The following is a 19,769-nucleotide window of genomic DNA, read 5'->3' as shown; positions in this document are numbered from 1 at the left end:
AGGCCCTTCCACGTAAAGCGACGAGGTGCGCTTTACTTCTCGACGTCAATACCCATCGAACGTGCGGTACCAGCGATAATCGCGGCGCCAGCCTCGATGTCGCGGGCGTTGAGGTCGTTCTTCTTGGTCTCGGCGATTTCCTTGCACTGCTCCCAGGTGACCTTGCCAACCTTGTCAGTGTGCGGAACGCCGGAGCCCTTCTGCAGGCCTGCAGCCTTCAGCAGCAGGGATGCAGCCGGCGGGGACTTCAGGATGAAGTCGAAGGAGCGGTCTTCGTAGACCGTGATCTCCACCGGGACAATGTTGCCGCGCATGGATTCGGTCGCAGCGTTGTATGCCTTGGTGAACTCAACGATGTTGACACCGTGTGCACCAAGTGCCGGACCGACCGGCGGGGCCGGGTTTGCCATACCAGCTTCGATCTGAAGCTTGATCAGGCCAGTGACCTTCTTCTTAGCCATCGCAATTACCTCCTAGTTACAGCCTCGCCACCGCGATGAACAGCGGTAAGGCTTCCGGATGCCGGGTTTTTCCCAGCCACCGGGGATGAGAAAACGAAAACGTCGCGTGTGCGCAAAACACACGCGACGAGATAGGTTACGCCAGGGCGTCGTCGATAAGCAAAATGCGCTTACATGATGCGTTCGATCTGATCGGCGGTGAGCTCGACTGGGGTCTCGCGGCCGAAGATGGACACGAGCGCCTCGATCTTGCCGGTCTCCGGGTCGATGGCGTTGATGGTGGCGGACACGGACGCCAGTGCACCGGAGAGGATGGTGACGGCCTCGCCGACCTTGTAGTCGTGGGTGACCTTGTTCGGCGCCTCCTCCGCCGACGGCACAACGGTGTCGCCTTCGGCGTCGACCTGCGGCTTCGCGCCGGCCGCGGCGGACTTCGGCAGCAGGAACTTGGCGACGTCGCGGTGCTTCACCGGGGTGGCGTTGCCCTCATTACCGACAAACGAGGTCACGCCCGGGGTTTCACGCACCACGGACCATGCGGCATCGTTCATGTCCATGCGCACGAGGACGTAGCCCGGCAGGAGCTTACGCTTGACCAGCTTGTTCTTGCCGTCCTTGTTCTTCTCCAGCGCTTGCTCGACAGGCACGACGACCTCGTAGATGGAGTCTTCGACCTCGAGGGTCTGGCTACGCATCTCCAGGTTGGCCTTCACCTTGTTTTCGTAGCCGGAGTAGGACTGGATGATGTACCACTCGCCCGGCTGCTTCTTCAGTTCGCGGGTGTACTCGCGCAGGCGCTTGCGGTATTCAGCGTCGAAGTCGGACGTAGCCTCCACGTCCGGGGCCTCAGTGTCCTCCGCGGCCTCAACGCCCTCTGCCTCCGGTGCTTCCGCGCCCTCTGCCTCCGGCGCTTCCGCGCCCTCGGTCGCCTCAGCGTTGTCGTCCTGCTCGTTGGTGCCGGCCGGGTCGGAGTCGCCGTGGATGACCGGGTCGGTGGGGGGGTCGACGGGCGCGCCTTCGTCGATCATTTCCTGCTCGTTGTTTTCGATCGCGCCGTTGACGTCCTCGTTTACCTCAGTCATGGTTGTTCTCCTCGTATGTTCGCGGGTGTGCCCCAAGGTTACCGGGGCAAAAAGTATCCCGCCTTCCCTCGGTGTTCGAGGTGGCGGGAAACGTTACGCGTGAAATTGTACTTATCGGATGAGGATCCAACGAATCCCCATGGAAGCCAGGGTGTCGGTACCCCAGACAAGGATGGTGAGCACAATGAGGAACGCGAATGTGATCAGCGTGTAGTTCAGCATCTGCTTGCCGGTCGGCCAGATGACCTTGCTCATCTCGGAGACGACTTCGCCCGGGAAGGTTGCGATGCTGGTGGTCTTTTCCTCGGCCTCGTCGGCATTGACGGGGGTGCGCTTTGCTTCGTACCCGTCGGAGGACACGGGCGAGACCCCTCGCAGTTGGCGCTTGCCGGTTGGCTGTGCGGCATTCTGACCGTTGGGGTTAGTCACGAAAACTCCTCCAGGTTGTTTTGGCAGGGGCGACAGGACTCGAACCTGCAACCTACGGTTTTGGAGACCGTTGCGCTACCAATTGCGCCACGCCCCTAGGGCACCTTATTCGGTGCGCCTAACCCTACCACGGGCGCTTGTGGCGTCCGTTTGAGGTGAGTAGCGATGGAGAGAATTGAACTCTCGACACAGCGATTATGAGTCGCTTGCTCTACCACTGAGCTACACCGCCATGTGTTCACTGACGCTCGCACGAAGTGCAAGGACCCCAGCAAACAACAGAGCCCCCTGACAGAATCGAACTGTCGACCTTTTCCTTACCATGGAAACGCTCTGCCGACTGAGCTAAGGGGGCACAGCCTCTTTGTTGTGGATCTTGCGACCCGCTCCGTTGAAGCCTTGAGAAGATTAACCCGATATCGTTTATAAACACAAATCGCCAGTACATCCCATGTTTTTGCACATGCTTATCGACGACATAAACCGCTCCATAACCTACGCCATAGGCCATCACTCCCTACCGCCCTGCAGCCGCAGAACCACAGCACCGCACAGCGAAAAACCCCGCCGATCCGTGATGGGGATCGGCGGGGTGTGCCTGTGCCAGGTAGAAGATTCGAACTTCTGAAGGCGAATGCCGGCGGATTTACAGTCCGCTCCCTTTGGCCGCTCGGGCAACCTGGCGTGCACGTTTGAAGTGCGGGGATTACCTTACATCACGCCACCGCAATGTAGGCAAATCGCCTGGTTATCCTACGCGTTCGACGGTGAGACGTGTCATGGTGCGCAGCGCTTCGCGGGCGGGAATGTCGGGCAACTCGTCGAGTTCGCGCTCGACGGTGTCCAGGTATCTGCGAGCGGTCTCGAGGGCGCGTTCACGGCCGCGTGTCTGGCCCAGGAGGTCGAGGGCGCGGGTGACGTCGGCGTCGTCGGTAAGCGGGCCCGTGAGGAGCCCTCGAAGGGCTTCGCCGGCCTCGGAGTCCTCTTCGAGCGCGTAGAGCACTGGCAGGGTGAATACGCCTTCGCGCAGGTCGGTGCCTGGGGTCTTTCCGGATTGTTCGGGGTCGGAGAAAATGTCAATGATGTCGTCGACGATCTGGAACACCATGCCCACGGCGTCGCCGATGCGCGCGCAACGCTGGACCACCTCGTCGGACGCGCCGGAGTGCCGCGCGCCCAGGTAGGCGGCGGACGCGATGAGCACGCCGGTTTTCTCGTCGATGACCTTCAGGTAGTGCTCAACCGGGTTGGTGCCTTGTGCGCCGACGGTTTCGCGCATCTGGCCGGTGACCAGTTCCTCGAAGGTGTCGGCGAAGTGCTCGACGGTGGCCAGGTCCATTCGGCCCATCAGGCGTGAGGCGTGGGCAAACAGGATGTCGCCTGCAAGGATGGCGACGGTGTTGCTCCAGCGCGCGTTGGCGGACTCAACGCCGCGGCGGCGTTCAGCTTCGTCCATGACGTCGTCGTGATACAGCGTGGCCAGGTGCACCATTTCGGTGACGGTGGCGCCGTTGATTACGTTTTGGGCGCGCGGGTTGGGGCCAAACTCGGCGCACAGCAGCGCCATCATGGGGCGGAAGCGTTTGCCGCCGGCTGCGGCGAGGTGGGTGACTTTGTCGGTGAGGAACTTTTCGCCGCGTGAAAGTTCGGCCATGAGGAGGTCCTCCACCGCTTCTAGCCCGGTGTTGAGCCGGGTGTTGAGTGCGTCGTCGCCAAGGTCAATCTTGAATCCGTGGCGGGGTGACGGGGTGGTGCCGTACGTCATCGATAACGTCCTTGCAGGTTGGAGGGGCACATGGATAACGCACCTACCGTAGCCCACTTGCCCTTGGTTCTGTAGCAGTGGGTGGCGCTGGCACAATCAGTTGCGTGACTGAGTATTTCGACCTTGTGGTTGTGGGTGCTGGACCGGCTGGTTCGGCGGCGGCGATTGCGGCGCAGCGTTCGGGTTTGCAGACTTTGCTTCTCGACGTCCAGGGTCCCGGCCGCGACAAAACTTGCGGCGATGGGTTGACCCCGCGTGCGGTGGAGACGCTCGAGGCACTCAATCTGGAGGTACCCGCGTATCGCAACAAGGGGTTGAAGTTGCACGGCTACGGCGGCGACGTCGAGGCGCCTTGGCCGCGCGGTGAAGGCTCTGCGGCTCCTCGGACGGTGTTTGACGCAATGCTTGTCGACGAAGCCCGCACCGCCGGCGCCACCATCCGCCAGAACTGCGCCGCGACGGGTGTGGAGTTTTCCGGCGGCGCGATCAGTGCTGTGAAGACGGATCAGGGCTCGGTACGCGCGAAGTGGGTCGTGGTTGCCGACGGCGTGCGCTCCCCCTTTGGCAAGAAACTGGGACGCGAGTGGCACAAAGGGGAGGTATTCGGGATTGCGGCACGCTCGTATTGCGAATCGCCGTTTTCGGACGAGCCGTGGATGCATTCGCACGTGGAGCTGCGCGACGCGGATGGCGTGATTCAGCCTGGTTACGGCTGGATCTTCCCGCTTGGCGACGGCACCGTGAACCTCGGCTGCGGAGCCTTATCCACCGATGCGCGCCCGGCGAAGGTGAACACGAAGAAGTTGCTCGCCGACTATGCCGCACAGCAGCGCGAGGCGTGGAACCTCGGCCCGGAGCAGGCGGTGACCTCTGCGCTGCTGCCGATGGGCGGAGCGGTGTCCAACGTTGCGGGCCCGAACTGGGTGCTTATCGGCGACGCCGCCGCGTGCGTGAACCCGCTCAACGGCGAGGGCATCGACTACGGGCTGGAAACCGCAGTGCTGGCGGTCGAGTTGATCAACGCGGGTGGCGACCTCACGCTTGCGTGGCCGGCGTTGCTGCGCAGCCACTACGGCGACGCGTTCACGCTGGCGCGCACCCTCGCCCGTCTCCTGACCTACCCGCAGTTCCTACCGCTGGCTGGCCCGGTGGCGCTGCGCGGTTTGGGCGGGCGCTACCTCATGCCTGCAGCGGCGCGCCTGATGGGCAACCTAGTGCAGGAAGACGACCGCGACCTGGTCGCACGACTGTGGCGCGCGGCAGGTCGCGTGGTGCCGAAGAACGCCCCGCTCTGGGACGTCGCTTAGCGCGGCTTAGTCGAGCGGCTTGACGGCGCTGTGGAGCGCCACGATGCCGGCGGTGAGATCTTGCCAGCCGGCGTCTTCCCAACCGTTGGCGTTGATCGCCGCGGCAAGCTCCTCCTGGTTGGGCCATGCGCGGATGGATTCCGCAAGGTACTCGTAGGCCTCCGCGTTGGAGGAAAATACCTTGGCCAGCGCCGGCACAGCACGTGGCAGGTATTCCTTGTACACGGTGCGGAATCCTGGGATGACGGGGGTGGAGAACTCGTTGACCACAAGGCGCCCGCCGGGCTTGGTCACACGCGCCATTTCGCGCAAGCCGGCCTCGAAATCATGGACGTTGCGCAGCCCGTAGGAGATGGTCACCGCGTCGAAGGTGTTGTCGGCAAACGGAAGGTACATCGCGTCGCCGACCACCTTGGGCACCTTACGGTCCTTGCCGGCGGCCAGCATGCCCTGGGAGAAGTCGCACGCCACGACCCACGCGCCGGATTTACCGAGCTCGACGGTGGACACGGCGGTGCCTGCGGCGAGGTCGAGCACCTTCTCCCCTGGTTTGAGTTCGAGGCGTTCGCGGGTGCGTCGTCGCCAGTATTTGTCCAGCCCGAACGACAACACGGTGTTCGTCTTGTCGTAGTTCTTGCCCACGTCGTCGAACATTCCGGCAACGTCGAAGGGCTTTTTCTCCAGATCCGCCTTGGCCATGGTTGGTCAGTCTACTTCGGTCTACTTCGCCACCCACAAAAGTAGGCTGTACGCCCTTACGCCACTTGCCAGTTCGGCATACCGAACTTTATTATTCGCCAGCGTGGGCACACAGATTGCCTGCTCCCCTCCACGCTCCCAACGCAAAGGAACGACATGATGAAAACCAAAGTGCTTGCGCTCGTCGCTACGGCTGCTCTCTCCCTCGGCCTGGCGAGCTGCTCTGAAGAAAGCACTGATGCAGCAGGCGGCAAAGACACCCCTGTCGTGCTCACAACGTTCACCGTGATCCAGGACATCGCCGCGAACGTTGCGGGCGATCACCTCAAGGTGGAATCCATCACCAAGCCTGGTGCGGAGATCCACGGCTACGAGCCCACCCCCGGCGACATTTCTCGTGCCTCCGACGCGGACCTGATTTTGGATAACGGCATGAACCTGGAGAATTGGTTCGCCCAGTTTGTCGCCGATCTGGATGTGCCGCACGCCGTGGTCAGCGAGGGTGTCGAGCCGATCGACATCGCCGAGGACGCCTACGCCGGCAAGCCCAATCCGCACGCGTGGATGAGCCCGGTGAACGTGCAGAAGTACGTGGACAACATCGTTGACGCGTTCAGCGAACTCGACCCGGAACACGCCGCAGACTTCAAGGCCAACGGCGAGAAATACAAAAACGAACTGCAGGCTGTGCAAGACGAGCTGGAGACCAAGCTCGCCGCCGTCCCCGACAAGCAGCGTGCCTTGGTGACCTGTGAGGGCGCGTTCTCCTACCTGGCCCGCGACGCGAAGCTAACTGAGCGCTACATCTGGCCAGTCAATGCTGAGCAGGAAGCCACCCCGCAGCAGATCGCCGGCGCGATCGAGTTTGTGAAGGAAAACAACGTCCCAGCGGTGTTCTGCGAATCCACAGTCTCTAACGCCCCGATGATGCAGGTCGTGAAGGCCACCGGCGCGGAGTACGGCGGCACCCTCTACGTCGATTCGCTTTCTGAGGAAAACGGTCCGGTGCCGACCTACCTGGATCTGATTCGCCACGACACGAAGGTGATCATCGACGGTTTGAACGGGGGCAAGCAGTGATCCCCGCAATCGCGGTTGACGATGTTGCGGTGCGCTACGGCGACGTCGTCGCGCTCGACGGCGCAACTTTGAGCGTCCAACCAGGCCGTATCTGTGGGCTGATCGGGATGAACGGCGCGGGCAAATCCACGCTACTCAAGGCGATCATGGGGTTGGTCAAGCCGGATCGCGGCACGGTTCGTATCAACGGCATCGACCCCATGCGCGCCCGCAAGACGCAGGTGCTGGGCTACGTCCCGCAGAGCGAGGACGTGGACTGGCAGTTCCCGGTCACAGTGCGTGATGTGGTCATGATGGGCCGCTACGGCCACATGGGCTTTACCCGCCACGCGCGTGCGGAGGACATTGCGGCTGTGGATCGCGCGCTTGAGCGCACCCACCTTGAGTCGTTCGCAGACCGCCAGATCGGTCAGCTTTCGGGTGGCCAGAAGAAGCGTGCCTTCATCGCCCGCGGTATCGCTCAGGGTGCGAGCATCATGCTTCTCGACGAACCCTTCGCCGGCGTGGACAAACATTCCGAGGCCACCATCACTGAGCTGTTGCGCGACCTCGCCGCTGAAGGCACCACCATTTTTGTGGTGACGCACGACCTGGTTGCCTTGCCCCAGCTCGCGCCGGAGACAGTGCTGTTGAACCGCCGGGTGTTGATGCACGCCCCGACTGAAGTGGTGTTAGAGCCGGACAATTTGGTACAGGGCTTCGGTATGGGGGTGTCAGCATGATTGCGCTGCTTACGGAGCCGTTTGGTTACGAGTTCATGATGCGTGCGCTTGCGACCTCGCTGGTGGCGTCGATTGTCTGCGCGCTGTTGTCGTGCTGGCTGGTGTTGGTTGGCTGGTCGCTGATGGGCGATGCGGTAAGCCACGCTGTCCTGCCCGGCGTGGTGCTGGCCTACATTCTGGGCGTGCCGTTTGCCGTCGGCGCGGTGGTGTTCGGGTTCCTTGCGGTGGCACTGATCGGGCTGGTGCGCGATACGTCCCGGGTGAAGGAGGATGCGGCCATTGGCATTGTGTTCACCACCATGTTCGCGCTGGGGCTCGTGCTCATTTCGGTAACCCCTTCGCACACGGATCTGAACCACATCATCTTCGGCAATCTGCTTGGTGTGTCCCGTGGGGACCTGCTGCAGGTGGCCATCCTGGGAGCGATCGTGTTGAGCGTGCTGGTGCTCAAGCGGCGCGACTTCACCCTCTACGCGTTCGATCCCACCCATGCACACGCGATTGGGTTGAATCCGCGTCTGCTCGGTGCGGCACTGCTGGCGCTCCTGGCACTGACGTCCGTTGTGGCGCTACAGGCTGTGGGTGTGATCCTGGTGGTGGCGATGCTGATCATCCCGGGCGCGACCGCCTACCTGCTCACCAACAAGTTCGGCACAATGCTCATCATCGCCCCGACCATGTCGGCGGCGTGTGCAATCGTGGGGTTGTACTGCTCCTACTACCTAGACACAGCCTCTGGCGGCATGATTGTGCTCGCCCAGGGTGTGGTGTTTGCCGTGGTATATCTGTTCGGCCCGCATGGGGTGCTGCGCGGTCGTCGTTACGCATCTACGCGCACGAAGACGGAATCTGTGGCTTCCTCGCCGAGCGGCACCGCCTCCGCCGCGCCGGCAAGCCGCACCGCCACCGCGCCGGAGTAAGGGGCACCCTCTCCCACCTCGAGGGTTGCGCCGACGACAAGCCCGTGACTGTCCAGGAATTGCAGCAGTTTCGGGTCGTCGTCGGCAATGCGTTCAATCGTGGCTTTCTGGCCCGGCTGCACGCCGGTCAGTGGGACGGCCTCGGGGGCATCAACACGCCCGCTGGCTGAGGGGATGGGGTCACCGTGGGGGTCGCGGGTGGGGTAGTTAAGAAACGCGTCGATGCGCTCGACCATGAAGTCGCTCACGGAGTGCTCGAGATTTTCCGCCTCGTCGTGCACTTGGTCCCAGGTGTAGCCGAGGGCTTCCACCAGAAACGTTTCAATGAGACGGTGGCGGCGGATCATCGCCACCGCATACGTGTGGCCGAGTTCGGTCAGTTCGATCGTGCCGTAAGGCTTGTGTGTGACAAGTCCCTGCTCGCCAAGTTTGCGCACCCCGTCCGACACCGTGGATTTCCGCAGCCCAAGGTGCTTTGCCACTGACGACGACGTCACCGGCGCATCCGACCACTCCGAAAGGGCCCAAATGCCTTTGAGGTAGTTCTGAGTGCTGGTAGACAGGTCGCCGACAGACATGCCCGTCAGTCTACTTTGCGCTTCACCGGCACCCAGCGAGGCAGTGCGACATCGCGGCCGAACAGGTGGATCACCTTGCGCTCGTAGGAGTCGAGCACCTCGGTGTAGTAGCCAAGGAGTTGCTGCCCAAGCGCCTCCCAAGTCTTGTCGGCCACGGACGCCCTGGCGGTGGTGGTGAGTTCGGGGTGGCGGGTGTCGTCGAGAAGCCAACGCGCTGCGTCGGGGAGCTCCTCGGTGAAGGTGGCCACGTCGAGCAGCAAACCGTTGACGCCGTGCTCGATGAGGTCAACGGGGCCGCCAGCGCGGGGGCCGATCGTGGGCACGCCCGAGGCTTGGGCTTCCTGGATGGCCTGGCAGAAGGTTTCAAACTCGCCGGTATGCACGAACAGGTCGAGCGAGGCATACGCGCGGGCGAGCTCCTCGCCAGAAAGCGGGCCGGTGAACACGGCGTTGGGCAAAACCTCTTCAAGCGCCTCGCGCTCCGGGCCGCCGCCGACGATGACCAACTGGATGGACGGGTCCGTAACCAGCGGGGCGAGGCGGTCAACGGACTTCTCCGCGGCGAGGCGGCCGACGAACCCGACGATCTTCTTCGTACCGGTCGGATCCCACGAACGGCGCAGGATGTCGGAGCGCTTCGACGGGTGGAACAGTTCCGCATCCACGCCACGGCCCCAATGGCGGATATTTTTGATGTTGTGCTCCTCCAGCGCCTTGATCGTTTCCGACGACGGCGCGAGCGTCATTTCGCACATGTTGTGCACGGTGCGGGTCCAGTCCCACGCCATGGTGGCCAGGGTGGACAGTTGGTACTTCGTGGCAAAGCCAGCCACGTCCGTCTGGTAGAGCGCGACCGCGGGCACACCGAGTTGGCGGGCCGCGAACGCCCCCGCTCCGCCAAGCACGAACGGGCTGGCCAGGTGGATGATGTCCGGCTTGAACTGCGACAGTGCTGCTGTGACGGTGGTGGTGGGAACGCCGATGGGCAGCGAATCGATCAACGGCACCATAACGGTGGGCACCCGAACGATCTCAAAGCCAAGGTAGTCAGGAACTTCGTCCTGGAACTCGCGGGCGCCAGGCGCGATCACGATCGCGTCGTGGCCCTCCCGTTTGAGGTGCTCAAGGACGCGAAGGACGGAGTTGGTCACTCCGTTGACGTTGGGCAGAAAGGACTCGGCGACGATTCCCACTCGCATGCTGTTTACTCTCCCAGTTGACGTGAAACTTCGGTCGAATTCCGGCTGAACCGGACGTGAATTTTTCCTACGGCGAGCCAGGCCAGGGCGGCGATAATCGTCGCCACGGCCAGCACCGACAGGGCGGGGATGAGCGAGAGCGCCCACCCGCGGCCTTCCACCTTGACCAGCTCGGTGTTGTTCTTGGCGTAGGTCACCCACACCTGCTGGCCGGGGCCGAGCCCGGTGGGATAGAGCACCCCGTCCCTCGGCGAGACGAGCCGGCCGTCTTCGGTTTCGTACTCCACGTAGGTGCGGAGTCGGGTTTGGTCGGTGACGGTGGCTACGCCGCGGCCGGGGTTGGCGTGGATCTGGGCGTCGTGAAGCGCGGGCCCTGCGACCATGGCAACACAGCCGAGCACGGCGCATCCGTAGAGCGCCATGACGGCTTGGTGTGCGCGTCTGCGCCAGCGCATTACTTGGCCAGTCGCTGCGCGAGCGCGCGGCGGGTTTCGCGGGTGGTCACGGCCTCCACAATTGTGATGCCGTCGGGCTGGGCCTCGAGTTCAAGCAGCACTTGGTGCAGTTCCGCAAGCGATTCGGCGCGGCGGTAGTTCGCCCCGTACGCGAGCGCTTGCTTCTCGACGACCACCCCATGCGGCGTCCCAAACGCCCGCTCAAACACGTCGCGCACCGGCTCAGCGGCGGGCTCGAGGGTCTCAAAAATGCCGCCGCCGTCGTCGTTGGCCACGACGATGGTCAGGTTGCCGGGGCGCGGCTCGTCGGGACCGATGAGCAGGCCGTTGATGTCGTGCAGGAACGTCAAGTCCCCCACGAGCGCGACGGTACGGGGTGCGCGGATCTCGTCCGCACGAAGCGCCTGGGTGGCAAGGGCGACGCCGACGGCTTGGGAGACGGTGCCATCGATACCCGCGGCACCGCGAGCGGCGTAGGTGTCCACGCCGTCGAACGGCATGCCAACAAAGGATGCGTCGCGCACCGGGTTCGACGCGCCGAGCACCATCGTGTCGCCCACCGCCAGGGTGTCGCACACGGCGGCGGCGACGTGCAGGCCGGTGAAGCCGAACTGCTCTTCCGCAAGGGCTTGGCGCACGGTGTCGGCGCCGACCTCGCCGGCGGCCTCACAGATCTTGATCCAGGTATCCGTCGGCTGGCCCGTGGCGTTGACGCGCGAGCCGCGCAGGTCCGGCTGGCCGGTAAACGTCTCGGTGCGCGACAGGCCGATGACCGTGATGTCCGGATCCGCCAACAGTGCCATGACGTCGCGGTGCAGCGTCGGGTGCCCCACCACAACGACCTGTTCCGGCTTGGTGGACGCGGCGAAGTCACCCCCGTCGTGGGAGATGGCCACCTCCGACTGCGCGAAGAACCGCGCAGCCAACGGGTGGACCTGGTGGAACGGGGTCGGCGCCGTCGGCTCAGCGATGGTGGGCACGTGTTCCAGGCCGGGTACTTCCCAGGCCTCGTCACCGGCGATGACCAGCGTGTCGCGGGTCAGGTCGATGTCTACCGCACCGTTGTCCACCGCCCCGGCACGCTCGCCTCCTCCGGCGTCCGAGCGTGCGAGGACGCCCGGGCCGACCCGGCGCGGCTCGCCCACCGGCTCCGGCAGCGCGTCCGGCACGAGCGGGGTGTCCAGCGCAACGTTGATGTGTACTTGGCCGGCGTCGAACGAGATCGCTTCCGCCGCCGCCTCGTCCGCCACCTGTTGGGTCTCGGCGTAGCGGCCGAAGATGCCCTGCTGCCAAATGGTCTGGCTGGCACCGGTGCCCACGAGGCGCTCCGGGCGGTCGGCGCTGATCACGGCAAGCGGCGTGTGCGACATATGCGCCTCGATCATCGCCGGGTACGCGTTCGCCACCGCCGTGCCCGAGGTCATCACCACGCCAACGTGTCGGCGCTGCACGCGTGCGAGGCCGAGTGCGGTGAAGGCGGCGGAGCGTTCGTCGATACGCATATGCACCGTGATGTCGCGACGCGCGAGCAGCGCGTACGCCAGCGGCGAGTTGCGCGAACCCGGGCTCATCACCACATCAGTGCAATGCTTTGCGACGACCCCCGCCACCGCCGTAGCCAATTCCATAGCCGTTGCCATCTACCTATTGCTCCTGGAGAAACTGGTCCGCGCCGTCGCGGATCTGGTCGAGAATATCGCGGGCACTGTCCCGAACATCGCGCGGGATCTCAACATCATCCGGCAGCGGCTCCGGCGGCAACATCGAGGTTGCTTCCTCGCGGTCGCGGAAGATCGACGGGAACTTCGTCGTCGTCGTAGTCGTGGTCTCCGTCGCGGTGGTCGTCTGGGTGACCGTCTCCGTCAACGGCTGCTTTTTGGCATCCGCTGCCGCCCCTTGCCACAGGAAAAACAGCACCACAGCTGCAATGAACGCCAACGCTGCGAACACACCCAGCGCAATCGACGCGGCACTCGAGCCCTTCTGCGGCTCCGGCTGGTACGGCTCCTGATACTGGGGCTCGTACGGGGGCTCGTACTGCTGGTATTGCGGCTGGTAGTACTGATCGTCGTACTGGGCCTGTTGTTCGGACTGGTCCGGGAAGTACTGCCTCGGGCGCGGGCGCTGCGGCTCGTCGCCTGGACGGCCGTACTGTCTCGTCTCGTTATCCATGGCAAATAGACTAGCGCCCCGGCAGGAGAACTGCCGGGGCGCGTCGTCGATAAGCAGAATGCTCCTAGAGCACCAGCCCAAACACAGGTACTGCGATGAAGTACGTAGCCAGGGAGATGAGCACCAACGCAATCGCGTTGAGCCACACGCCACCCTTGATCATCTCGCCCATGGTGACGTAACCGGACGAGTAAGCAATCGCATTCGGCGGAGTTGCCACCGGCAGCATGAATGCACAGGTTGCAGACAACGCAACCGGGATAGCCAGCAGCAGCACGTTCATCTCGGTCGCCTCGGTCAGACCAATGCCGACGGCCACACCACCCATGATCGGCAGGAAGGTCGCAGCCGTTGCGGTGTTGGAGGTCAGCTCGGTCAGCAGCAGCACCAGCGCGGCGATGGCGAAGATGAGCAGGAACATCGGCAGGCTCGCCAGGCCCTTCGCCTTCTCACCGATCCACAGTGACAGGCCGGTTGCAGTGAACATCGCCGACAGGGACAGGCCGCCACCGAAGAGCATCAGCACGTCCCACGGCATCTCATTCGCCGTCTTCCAGTCCAACAGACGCTTGCCGTCAGAGGTACCCGGGATGATGAACATGAGCAAGCCAGCGATGATGCCGACGATCGCGTCGTCGTACGGGAAATCCCAACCGAAGTGATTGCGTCCCAGCGGGATGAAAATCCAGGCAAGCGCGGCGACGAGGAAGATCACACCCACAACAACCTGCGGGAAGGTCCAGGCACCGAGCTTCTTAATCTCATCGTCGATCAGCTCCTTGCCGCCCGGAATCGTGTCTACCTCCGGCTTGAAGACCGTGATCAGCAACCACCAAGCAATGAAGGTGAACACAACCGCGACCGGCAGGCCGACCAGCATCCACTGACCGAAACCGATAACGATGCCGTGGGCCTCCTCCATGTAGCCCTTCAGCAGCGCGTTCGGCGGAGTACCGATCAGCGTTGCCAGGGAGCCAATGGAAGCCGAGTACGCGATAGCAAGCATGAGCGCGGTAGCGAACTTCTTCTGGTTCTTCATGCCACCAACCGTGTCCGCGGTCAGCATGAGCACCGACGTACCAATCGGCAGCATGACCACAGCGGTAGCAGTGTTAGACACCCACATGGACATAAAGCCAGTGGCCAGCATAAAGCCCAAAATGATGCGCTTCGGCGAAGTACCGACAATCTTGACCACCACCAGAGCCAGACGGCGGTGCAGGTTCCAACGCTGCAGACCCAGCGCCATGAGGAAGCCACCCATAAACAGGAAGATCGTCGCCGAAGCGTACGGCGAGGACACTTCCTTAAACGGAGCCACACCTGCGATCGGGAACACCGCAATCGGCACCAAGGCGGTGGCGGCCAGCGGGATGGCCTCCGTCATCCACCACGCACCCATCAACACAGTGGTGGCAGCGACGATGCGCATCGTGTCCGCGGAGTACTCCACCCCCTCCTTCGCACCGGAGGACTGCAACACCGTCTCAGCAGCGTTGGCAGGGAACAAGAAATACACCAAAACAGCCAGCACCACACCGGTGATCAGGCCGATAAGTTGGCGGCGCCACTCGCCAGGTTCGGGCGCTTTTGCCAGGTCGCCTTCTGAAAGCGAGGCAGATTCGTGCATCACGGGAGTCGACATGGGCGAAAGATTAGCCGACTGCCCCCGGATCCCACACGCGAATGCGATAAGAAATCGGACAATTACACCCGGAAAGAGGGATCCTGCTCCAGCACAGCCATGCACGCACGGACCCTGGCGAACCACCAATCCCTGCGCTCACCTGGGGCGCGAAGCCCGTGGAGGCGTTCCGGATCGGGGGTAGTGCGAGTGATGGCAAGTTCGCCATCAACCATGGCGCGGGGTTCCGCGACGTCCTCCACAAACAGCCGCTGGGTTGCCAGCCCCGCCGCGCGCGACCCGGTCAGCTTCGCCGCAATCAACCCCGCATCCATGCCGACGGCAGTATCCAAAGCGCTCGCCACCGTGACATCGAGGTGCAGGTCGCGCGCGATTGCGACCAGGTTGGCCACTCCCCCAAGCGGAGCCACCTTGCACACCGCCACGTCCGCCGCATTCAGTTCAGCCACGCGGTACGGGTCGGCGGCACGCCTAATCGACTCGTCCGCAGCAATCGGCGTGCTGACGCGACGGCGCACCTCCGCAAGTTCCTCCACCGTGGCGCACGGCTGCTCGATGTACTCCAACTCGCCGAGCTTCTCCGCCGCTTCGACGGCTTGGTCGACGGTCCAGCCACGGTTGGCGTCGACACGCAAACGCGCGTCGGGGCGGAGGCGACGGACGGCGGTGACGCGCCGGATGTCGTCGTCAAGCGACTGCGAAGGCTCAGCGACCTTGATCTTGAACGTGTTAACCCCCGGGTAGCGCGCGAGCACAGGCTCGACGTCCTCGACCGCGGGAATCGTGCCGTTGACCTCCACAGTGCCGTGGGCTTCGGGCAGGCCGGTGAACGCCGCCTCGAGCCCGGCGCGCAGCCAGGCGGCGGACTCCTCGGGTGCATATTCGATGAATGGGGAGAATTCGCCCCAGCCGGCGGGGCCGTCGATAAGCAAGGCCTCACGCGTGGTGATACCGCGGAACTTCACAGCCATGGGCAGCGCGACAACGTGGGCGCGCTCGAGGATCTCGTCAACGGATGGGGTCATGGGTGCTTTATACCTCTTTATAGGTTGGGGTAGTTATAAAGAGGTATAAAACGTCAACCACGAGCCTCACGCTCCTGCCCGCCCCGCTCGTTTCTCACGAATTCGGCGAACCCCGGAACAGTGAACCTCAAGTAGCCGAAACCACTTTCCTCGATTAATCCCTTGTCAAGCAAAGATCTACGGACCATGCTGATTCCGGTTGTAGGTCGGCCCATTCTCTCGGCGATATCGCCTCGCTTCACCTGTGGCTCTAGATCCTCAGCCATTGCGCTAATGAATTCCCTCTCCACGTCGGTAGCTTTGTGCCACCGGGAGCGGAACATGGTCAACTGAGTTTCTTGGAATCGATCCGCTACATGTTTGAGGTTTGCTAGGTCAATAAAAGTGCCAGGGTCCGGAAAATCGGCCGCTTGCCACACCAGATCGCCTACAACCTGAATGAAATACGGGTAGCCGCCTGCTAAACGGACAGCTTCCTGGAGCGTGGCCGGAGACCAATTCACGCCCTTCTTCTTCGCCGGTTGCACTAATGCTTCCTCAGCGTGTTCTCGGTCCAGAGATTCAAGATGCACATAACTAAAGCGCTCTGCAAAACTCACAGCATCGGTAATCACATCCTGACTATGACTGAGCCCAGCTGCAAAGATGGCGAGAGGGAGCTCAGCATTTTCTGCCTGCATCTGCTGCCACGCGTACGCAAGCGAGCGCAGGCCATCTGCATCAGCCGACTGAATCTCGTCAATACAAACAACCATTCCACTAGCCCTGCCCCGGATCGTTTCCGCTGCATCAACAAGCGCGCGCTGCATTTGGTCTCCATATCCCGACGCATCTGGCCTCGGGCCTTCAACTGGTTGAGATCCTCCAACCGAAACACCAAACGCTTCAACCCGCAGCGACGACAACAGCCCGAGCAGCTTTTCTCCAGCCTCATCCTTCCAGCTGCGAGCAATCTCGCCGATTTTGTCCAAAAGGGCATTGAAAAGTGGCCGGTCCCCCGCTGTAATCCAGGCGGTTTCAAAGCCTTCAGCCTTAGCTTCTGCTTCAACTGCTCGAAGCAAGCTGGTCTTTCCTATGCCGCGGGGTCCCACGTAGACCTTCACCTGCCCCATCAGCCCAGGATCATGAGCCATAAAGAAAAGCTCGCGCTTCGCCTCCCTAAGAACTTGGTCTCTGCCATAAATGGTGGAGGCCACCACGCCAGGTGTGTACGGACTGCGCTGAACCATAGCCTCTTTATACCTCTTTATAGGTTGGGCTAGTTATAAAGAGGTATAAAGCGGACGCGTGAGTACGATTACCCCCATGCAGTACTCCACCGCCCAGCCCTTCGACCCCAGCCAGTGGCGCGAGGTCGAGGGCTTCGATTTCACGGACATCACCTACCACCGCCACGTGGGCGACACGCGTGCCGACGGCACCGTGCGCATCGCATTCGACCGCCCCGAGGTGCGCAACGCGTTTCGCCCCCACACCGTGGACGAGCTCTACACCGCGTTGGATCACGCCCGGCGCGATCCGTCGGTAGGCGTGGTGCTGCTGACCGGCAACGGGCCTTCGCAGAAGGACGGCGGCTGGGCGTTCTGCTCCGGCGGCGACCAACGCATCCGCGGCCGCTCCGGCTACCAGTACGCCGGCGGCGAAACCGCCGAAACCGTCGATGAGGCGCGCGTGAAGGCCGAGGGCGGACGTCTTCATATTTTGGAGGTCCAGCGCCTGATCCGCACCATGCCCAAGGTGGTCATCGCGGTGGTCAACGGCTGGGCCGCCGGCGGCGGACACTCACTCCACGTCGTGTGCGACATGACCATCGCGTCGCGCGAGGAAGCCCGGTTCAAGCAGACCGACGCGGACGTGGGCTCCTTCGACGCCGGCTACGGCTCCGCCTACCTAGCCAAGATGGTCGGCCAGAAGTTCGCCCGCGAAATCTTCTTCCTCGGCCGCACCTACTCGGCCGAGGAGATGCAGCGCATGGGCGCGGTCAACATCGTTGCCTCGCATGCTTCATTGGAAGAAGAGGCGATCCAGGTCGCCCGCGAAATCAACGGCAAGTCCCCCACCGCGCAGCGCATGCTCAAATTCGCCTTCAACCTTGTCGACGACGGCCTCATGGGCCAACAAGTCTTCGCCGGCGAAGCCACCCGCCTGGCCTACATGACCGACGAAGCCGTCGAAGGCCGCGACTCGTTTTTGGAGAAACGCCCGCCACGCTGGGACGACTTCCCCTTCTACTACTAGGGGTTTGGCGGTACGGCGGTACTTTGCCGGGCTGGCGGCCCGGCGGCCCTGCGGCCCCCACCCAAAATAGTTCCCCGCTCGGGAACTATTTCGGGTTTTTGGCTCCACCGCGGCGGCGTTCTCCCAGGTCGGCTGTCTTGGGAGGCAAGAAAGTTCCACATCCCGGCCCAACCACGGGAACTATTTTCGCCGGCCCCCTCTTCCACTGACAGATTCTGCAGAATCTGTCAGGGGCGATTTCTGACCAGGCGCGATGCCGGCGACTGACAGATTCCGCCGTGATCTGTCAGGAACGCGCCGCCACGCTTGCCTCAGCCAACCTCAACTAAGCCAAGCTCAGCCTCGTCTCCGGAGACTCCGACCCGCTCGTCAGCAGCCAGGGGAACAGGTTCTTTTTCGGGCGTCGTAAATGCCGTGCGGCGGCGGGCCAGCAACCGATCGGCAACAAGCATCGCGGCGAAGGTAAGGCCGAGTAGCGGCAGAAACAGGCCGACCGGGATCGCTACGACGGCGAGGATGGCCCAGTCGCGGCCGGTGAGATCAGCCTGACCTGGGACGCCGGCGATGGCGTTCTTTGTTGGGCGGCGTCGCCACCAGAGGATGTAGCCCATCACGACCATGGCGCAGATCGCGAGCGCGCAGATAGCGAGCAGGATCTGCAGAGGCAGGCCGAACATGATGCCCATGTGCAGGTAGATGCCCCAGCTGGTCAGTTTTGAGAACAGTGGCAGTTCAGAGAATGGGAGCTTGTCTACAAGGTCACCGTTTTGGCCGTTCACGCTCACGGCGTCGGAGGTGGTGCGCCACGGCACCCAGCGCTCGCTGGCCTGCCACGCCTCGTCGGTGTTCTTGGGGACGAAGAGGCGCACTGATCCGGTGAGGCCTTCGGCGCGGGCGGTTTCGAGGACGGTGGCGGCTTGGTCGGCCACCTCGTCCTTGGTCAGGCCTTCGGCTCCGTGTGCGCTGGCGGGGTGGTGGTCGGCGTGCTCGTCGGCTGGGGCGGCTTCCGCGTCGGCGACCAGGGAGGTTTCGATCGGTTCTGCTTTGCCGCCCAACCAGGTGATTGTGCGGTCGACGTTTTCGCCGGCGAATACGGACCAGGTGATGCCTGTGGCGGACAGTCCCAGCATGGCCACGAGCAGCCAGGTTCCGGCTACGCCGTGCAAGTTCAGCACTTTACGACGACGCCCCGTCGCATTCTCCAACCCAACCAGGGCTCGCTTCCGGGCCATCCGCCACCACAGGTACAGGCCGCCCAGGGCGACGACCCACAGCCAGCTGGCTGCCACCTCTGCGTAAAGCTCGCCGACCTCGCCGAGGTGGAGGCTCTTGTGTAGCGACGAGATCCAGTAGCGCAGCGGGAGTTCGCCGAGGCCGGAGTAGGTTGGCTCGTCGCCAATGACGTCACCGGTGTGGGGGTTGACGAAGATGCTGCGGAGTTGGTTTGTTTCGGTGAGGGATTCGTCGATAAGCAAAACGCGCGTTGCTTCATCGGGTGTCGACGACGGCCACACCTGCGCCACATCCATGTCCGGGTGTGTGTCCTGCGCGGCCCTGATTTGGCTGGCCAGCGGGGCGTTGGTGTCGGAGGCGGGAACGGTCAGCACGTCTTTGTAGACGACGTTTTCGAGCGACGGAGCGACCGCGTAGAGAGCGCCACTTAGCGCGGCGACAAAGATGAACGGGGCAATGAACAGGCCCGCGTAAAAATGGATTCTTCTGGTCAGCGCGGGCAGGCCGCTGCGCCGTTGGACAGTACTGGACACACATACACCTTTCGGTTGATACAGGGACGCATTTTTAGTCGGATGCGTTGGCCCGCCAGTTCCCAACAGATGTCGATTTTCCAAAGCGTCTGGCAGATCCTGTCCTGATCTGTCGGATAGCCCAAAAGACGATATCGGGTTTTAGCACCTTGCCGACGCCGTTTCCCCAGGTCGTGCTCCGGCGAGAATGCCAAATCCCGATATCGTCTTTTGGGCTTTCGGTAGC

Annotated in this window: 19 protein-coding genes and 4 tRNA genes; 5 read left to right on the top strand and 18 right to left on the bottom strand. The window is 63.0% G+C overall.

Annotated elements, in window-relative coordinates; translation table 11 throughout:
- Positions 1 to 32: 32 nt before the first annotated feature.
- The 8 genes from rplK to HMPREF3171_RS00390 form a co-directional block, all read right to left on the bottom strand.
- On the bottom strand, positions 33 to 461 hold the full coding sequence (gene rplK, locus HMPREF3171_RS00425) for a 50S ribosomal protein L11 (RefSeq protein WP_070421765.1): 429 nt from the start codon (positions 459 to 461) through the stop codon (positions 33 to 35).
- Positions 462 to 631: 170 nt separating this feature from the next.
- Positions 632 to 1,543, bottom strand: a complete 912-nt coding sequence (gene nusG, locus HMPREF3171_RS00420; protein ID WP_070482133.1) for a transcription termination/antitermination protein NusG — start codon at positions 1,541 to 1,543, stop codon at positions 632 to 634.
- A gap of 111 nt (positions 1,544 to 1,654) precedes the next feature.
- Positions 1,655 to 1,972: a preprotein translocase subunit SecE gene (secE, locus tag HMPREF3171_RS00415; protein ID WP_070421763.1), complete on the bottom strand. Its 318-nt coding sequence runs from the start codon at positions 1,970 to 1,972 to the stop codon at positions 1,655 to 1,657.
- A 21-nt stretch (positions 1,973 to 1,993) separates the two neighbouring features.
- A tRNA-Trp gene (locus HMPREF3171_RS00410) sits at positions 1,994 to 2,069 on the bottom strand.
- Between the two features lie 63 nt (positions 2,070 to 2,132).
- A tRNA-Met gene (locus tag HMPREF3171_RS00405) sits at positions 2,133 to 2,204 on the bottom strand.
- A 50-nt stretch (positions 2,205 to 2,254) separates the two neighbouring features.
- Positions 2,255 to 2,327: transfer RNA gene (locus HMPREF3171_RS00400), tRNA-Thr, on the bottom strand.
- 246 nt (positions 2,328 to 2,573) lie between these two features.
- A tRNA-Tyr gene (locus HMPREF3171_RS00395) sits at positions 2,574 to 2,656 on the bottom strand.
- Between the two features lie 64 nt (positions 2,657 to 2,720).
- Positions 2,721 to 3,737 (bottom strand): polyprenyl synthetase family protein, encoded by a 1,017-nt coding sequence (locus HMPREF3171_RS00390; protein ID WP_070482131.1) that lies wholly within the window; start codon positions 3,735 to 3,737, stop codon positions 2,721 to 2,723.
- 104 nt (positions 3,738 to 3,841) lie between these two features.
- Here HMPREF3171_RS00390 and HMPREF3171_RS00385 point away from each other — a divergent pair, with 104 nt between their 5' ends.
- The gene (locus tag HMPREF3171_RS00385) at positions 3,842 to 5,044 is read left to right on the top strand and encodes a geranylgeranyl reductase family protein (protein WP_070482129.1); all 1,203 of its coding nucleotides are present in this window, start codon (positions 3,842 to 3,844) and stop codon (positions 5,042 to 5,044) included.
- A 6-nt stretch (positions 5,045 to 5,050) separates the two neighbouring features.
- Here HMPREF3171_RS00385 and HMPREF3171_RS00380 read toward each other — a convergent pair whose 3' ends face one another.
- Positions 5,051 to 5,743 (bottom strand): demethylmenaquinone methyltransferase, encoded by a 693-nt coding sequence (locus HMPREF3171_RS00380; protein ID WP_070452438.1) that lies wholly within the window; start codon positions 5,741 to 5,743, stop codon positions 5,051 to 5,053.
- A gap of 159 nt (positions 5,744 to 5,902) precedes the next feature.
- Here HMPREF3171_RS00380 and HMPREF3171_RS00375 point away from each other — a divergent pair, with 159 nt between their 5' ends.
- The 3 genes from HMPREF3171_RS00375 to HMPREF3171_RS00365 are packed head-to-tail and all read left to right on the top strand — an operon-like array spanning position 5,903 to position 8,465.
- Positions 5,903 to 6,823: a metal ABC transporter substrate-binding protein gene (locus HMPREF3171_RS00375; RefSeq protein WP_371327131.1), complete on the top strand. Its 921-nt coding sequence runs from the start codon at positions 5,903 to 5,905 to the stop codon at positions 6,821 to 6,823.
- Positions 6,820 to 7,545 carry a metal ABC transporter ATP-binding protein gene (locus tag HMPREF3171_RS00370; RefSeq protein ID WP_034997179.1) on the top strand — a complete coding sequence of 242 codons (726 nt, stop codon included), beginning with the start codon at positions 6,820 to 6,822 and terminating at the stop codon, positions 7,543 to 7,545. The genes HMPREF3171_RS00375 and HMPREF3171_RS00370 overlap by 4 nt, the downstream gene beginning before the upstream one ends.
- Positions 7,542 to 8,465: a metal ABC transporter permease gene (locus tag HMPREF3171_RS00365; RefSeq protein WP_070452444.1), complete on the top strand. Its 924-nt coding sequence runs from the start codon at positions 7,542 to 7,544 to the stop codon at positions 8,463 to 8,465. The genes HMPREF3171_RS00370 and HMPREF3171_RS00365 overlap by 4 nt, the downstream gene beginning before the upstream one ends.
- Here the strand turns inward: HMPREF3171_RS00365 and HMPREF3171_RS00360 are convergent.
- The 8 genes from HMPREF3171_RS00360 to HMPREF3171_RS00325 form a co-directional block, all read right to left on the bottom strand.
- Entirely contained in the window at positions 8,366 to 9,043 is a 678-nt protein-coding gene (locus HMPREF3171_RS00360) for a metal-dependent transcriptional regulator (protein WP_070482126.1), read from the bottom strand. The two genes, HMPREF3171_RS00365 and HMPREF3171_RS00360, sit on opposite strands and share 100 nt — an antisense overlap.
- Positions 9,044 to 9,048: 5 nt before the next feature.
- Positions 9,049 to 10,242: a glycosyltransferase family 4 protein gene (locus HMPREF3171_RS00355; protein ID WP_070452450.1), complete on the bottom strand. Its 1,194-nt coding sequence runs from the start codon at positions 10,240 to 10,242 to the stop codon at positions 9,049 to 9,051.
- 5 nt (positions 10,243 to 10,247) lie between these two features.
- The gene (locus HMPREF3171_RS00350) at positions 10,248 to 10,697 is read right to left on the bottom strand and encodes a DUF3592 domain-containing protein (RefSeq protein WP_070452453.1); all 450 of its coding nucleotides are present in this window, start codon (positions 10,695 to 10,697) and stop codon (positions 10,248 to 10,250) included.
- Positions 10,697 to 12,337 carry a 2-succinyl-5-enolpyruvyl-6-hydroxy-3-cyclohexene-1-carboxylic-acid synthase gene (gene menD, locus HMPREF3171_RS00345; RefSeq protein ID WP_070482124.1) on the bottom strand — a complete coding sequence of 547 codons (1,641 nt, stop codon included), beginning with the start codon at positions 12,335 to 12,337 and terminating at the stop codon, positions 10,697 to 10,699. The genes HMPREF3171_RS00350 and menD overlap by 1 nt, the downstream gene beginning before the upstream one ends.
- Before the next feature lie 4 nt (positions 12,338 to 12,341).
- Positions 12,342 to 12,869, bottom strand: a complete 528-nt coding sequence (locus HMPREF3171_RS00340; protein WP_070421753.1) for a hypothetical protein — start codon at positions 12,867 to 12,869, stop codon at positions 12,342 to 12,344.
- 64 nt (positions 12,870 to 12,933) lie between these two features.
- Positions 12,934 to 14,514, bottom strand: coding sequence for an SLC13 family permease (locus HMPREF3171_RS00335; RefSeq protein WP_070482122.1), 1,581 nt, complete (start codon positions 14,512 to 14,514; stop codon positions 12,934 to 12,936).
- 62 nt (positions 14,515 to 14,576) lie between these two features.
- Positions 14,577 to 15,539: an o-succinylbenzoate synthase gene (locus HMPREF3171_RS00330; RefSeq protein ID WP_070482119.1), complete on the bottom strand. Its 963-nt coding sequence runs from the start codon at positions 15,537 to 15,539 to the stop codon at positions 14,577 to 14,579.
- 53 nt (positions 15,540 to 15,592) lie between these two features.
- The gene (locus HMPREF3171_RS00325) at positions 15,593 to 16,768 is read right to left on the bottom strand and encodes an AAA family ATPase (RefSeq protein ID WP_070421750.1); all 1,176 of its coding nucleotides are present in this window, start codon (positions 16,766 to 16,768) and stop codon (positions 15,593 to 15,595) included.
- A 76-nt stretch (positions 16,769 to 16,844) separates the two neighbouring features.
- On the opposite strand from HMPREF3171_RS00325, the gene HMPREF3171_RS00320 reads away from it, so the two are divergent.
- A complete protein-coding gene (locus HMPREF3171_RS00320) occupies positions 16,845 to 17,777 on the top strand; it encodes a 1,4-dihydroxy-2-naphthoyl-CoA synthase (RefSeq protein WP_070482117.1) in 933 nt (310 codons plus the stop codon).
- 311 nt (positions 17,778 to 18,088) lie between these two features.
- Here the strand turns inward: HMPREF3171_RS00320 and HMPREF3171_RS00315 are convergent, their stop codons facing one another.
- On the bottom strand, positions 18,089 to 19,543 hold the full coding sequence (locus tag HMPREF3171_RS00315; protein WP_070421748.1) for a PepSY-associated TM helix domain-containing protein: 1,455 nt from the start codon (positions 19,541 to 19,543) through the stop codon (positions 18,089 to 18,091).
- Between the last annotated feature and the right edge of the window lie 226 nt (positions 19,544 to 19,769).

The sequence above is a fragment of the Corynebacterium sp. HMSC08F01 genome, from assembly GCF_001807545.1.
Classification (GTDB): Bacteria; Actinomycetota; Actinomycetes; order Mycobacteriales; family Mycobacteriaceae; genus Corynebacterium; species Corynebacterium coyleae.
This window is presented reverse-complemented; position numbering and strand designations above follow the sequence as displayed.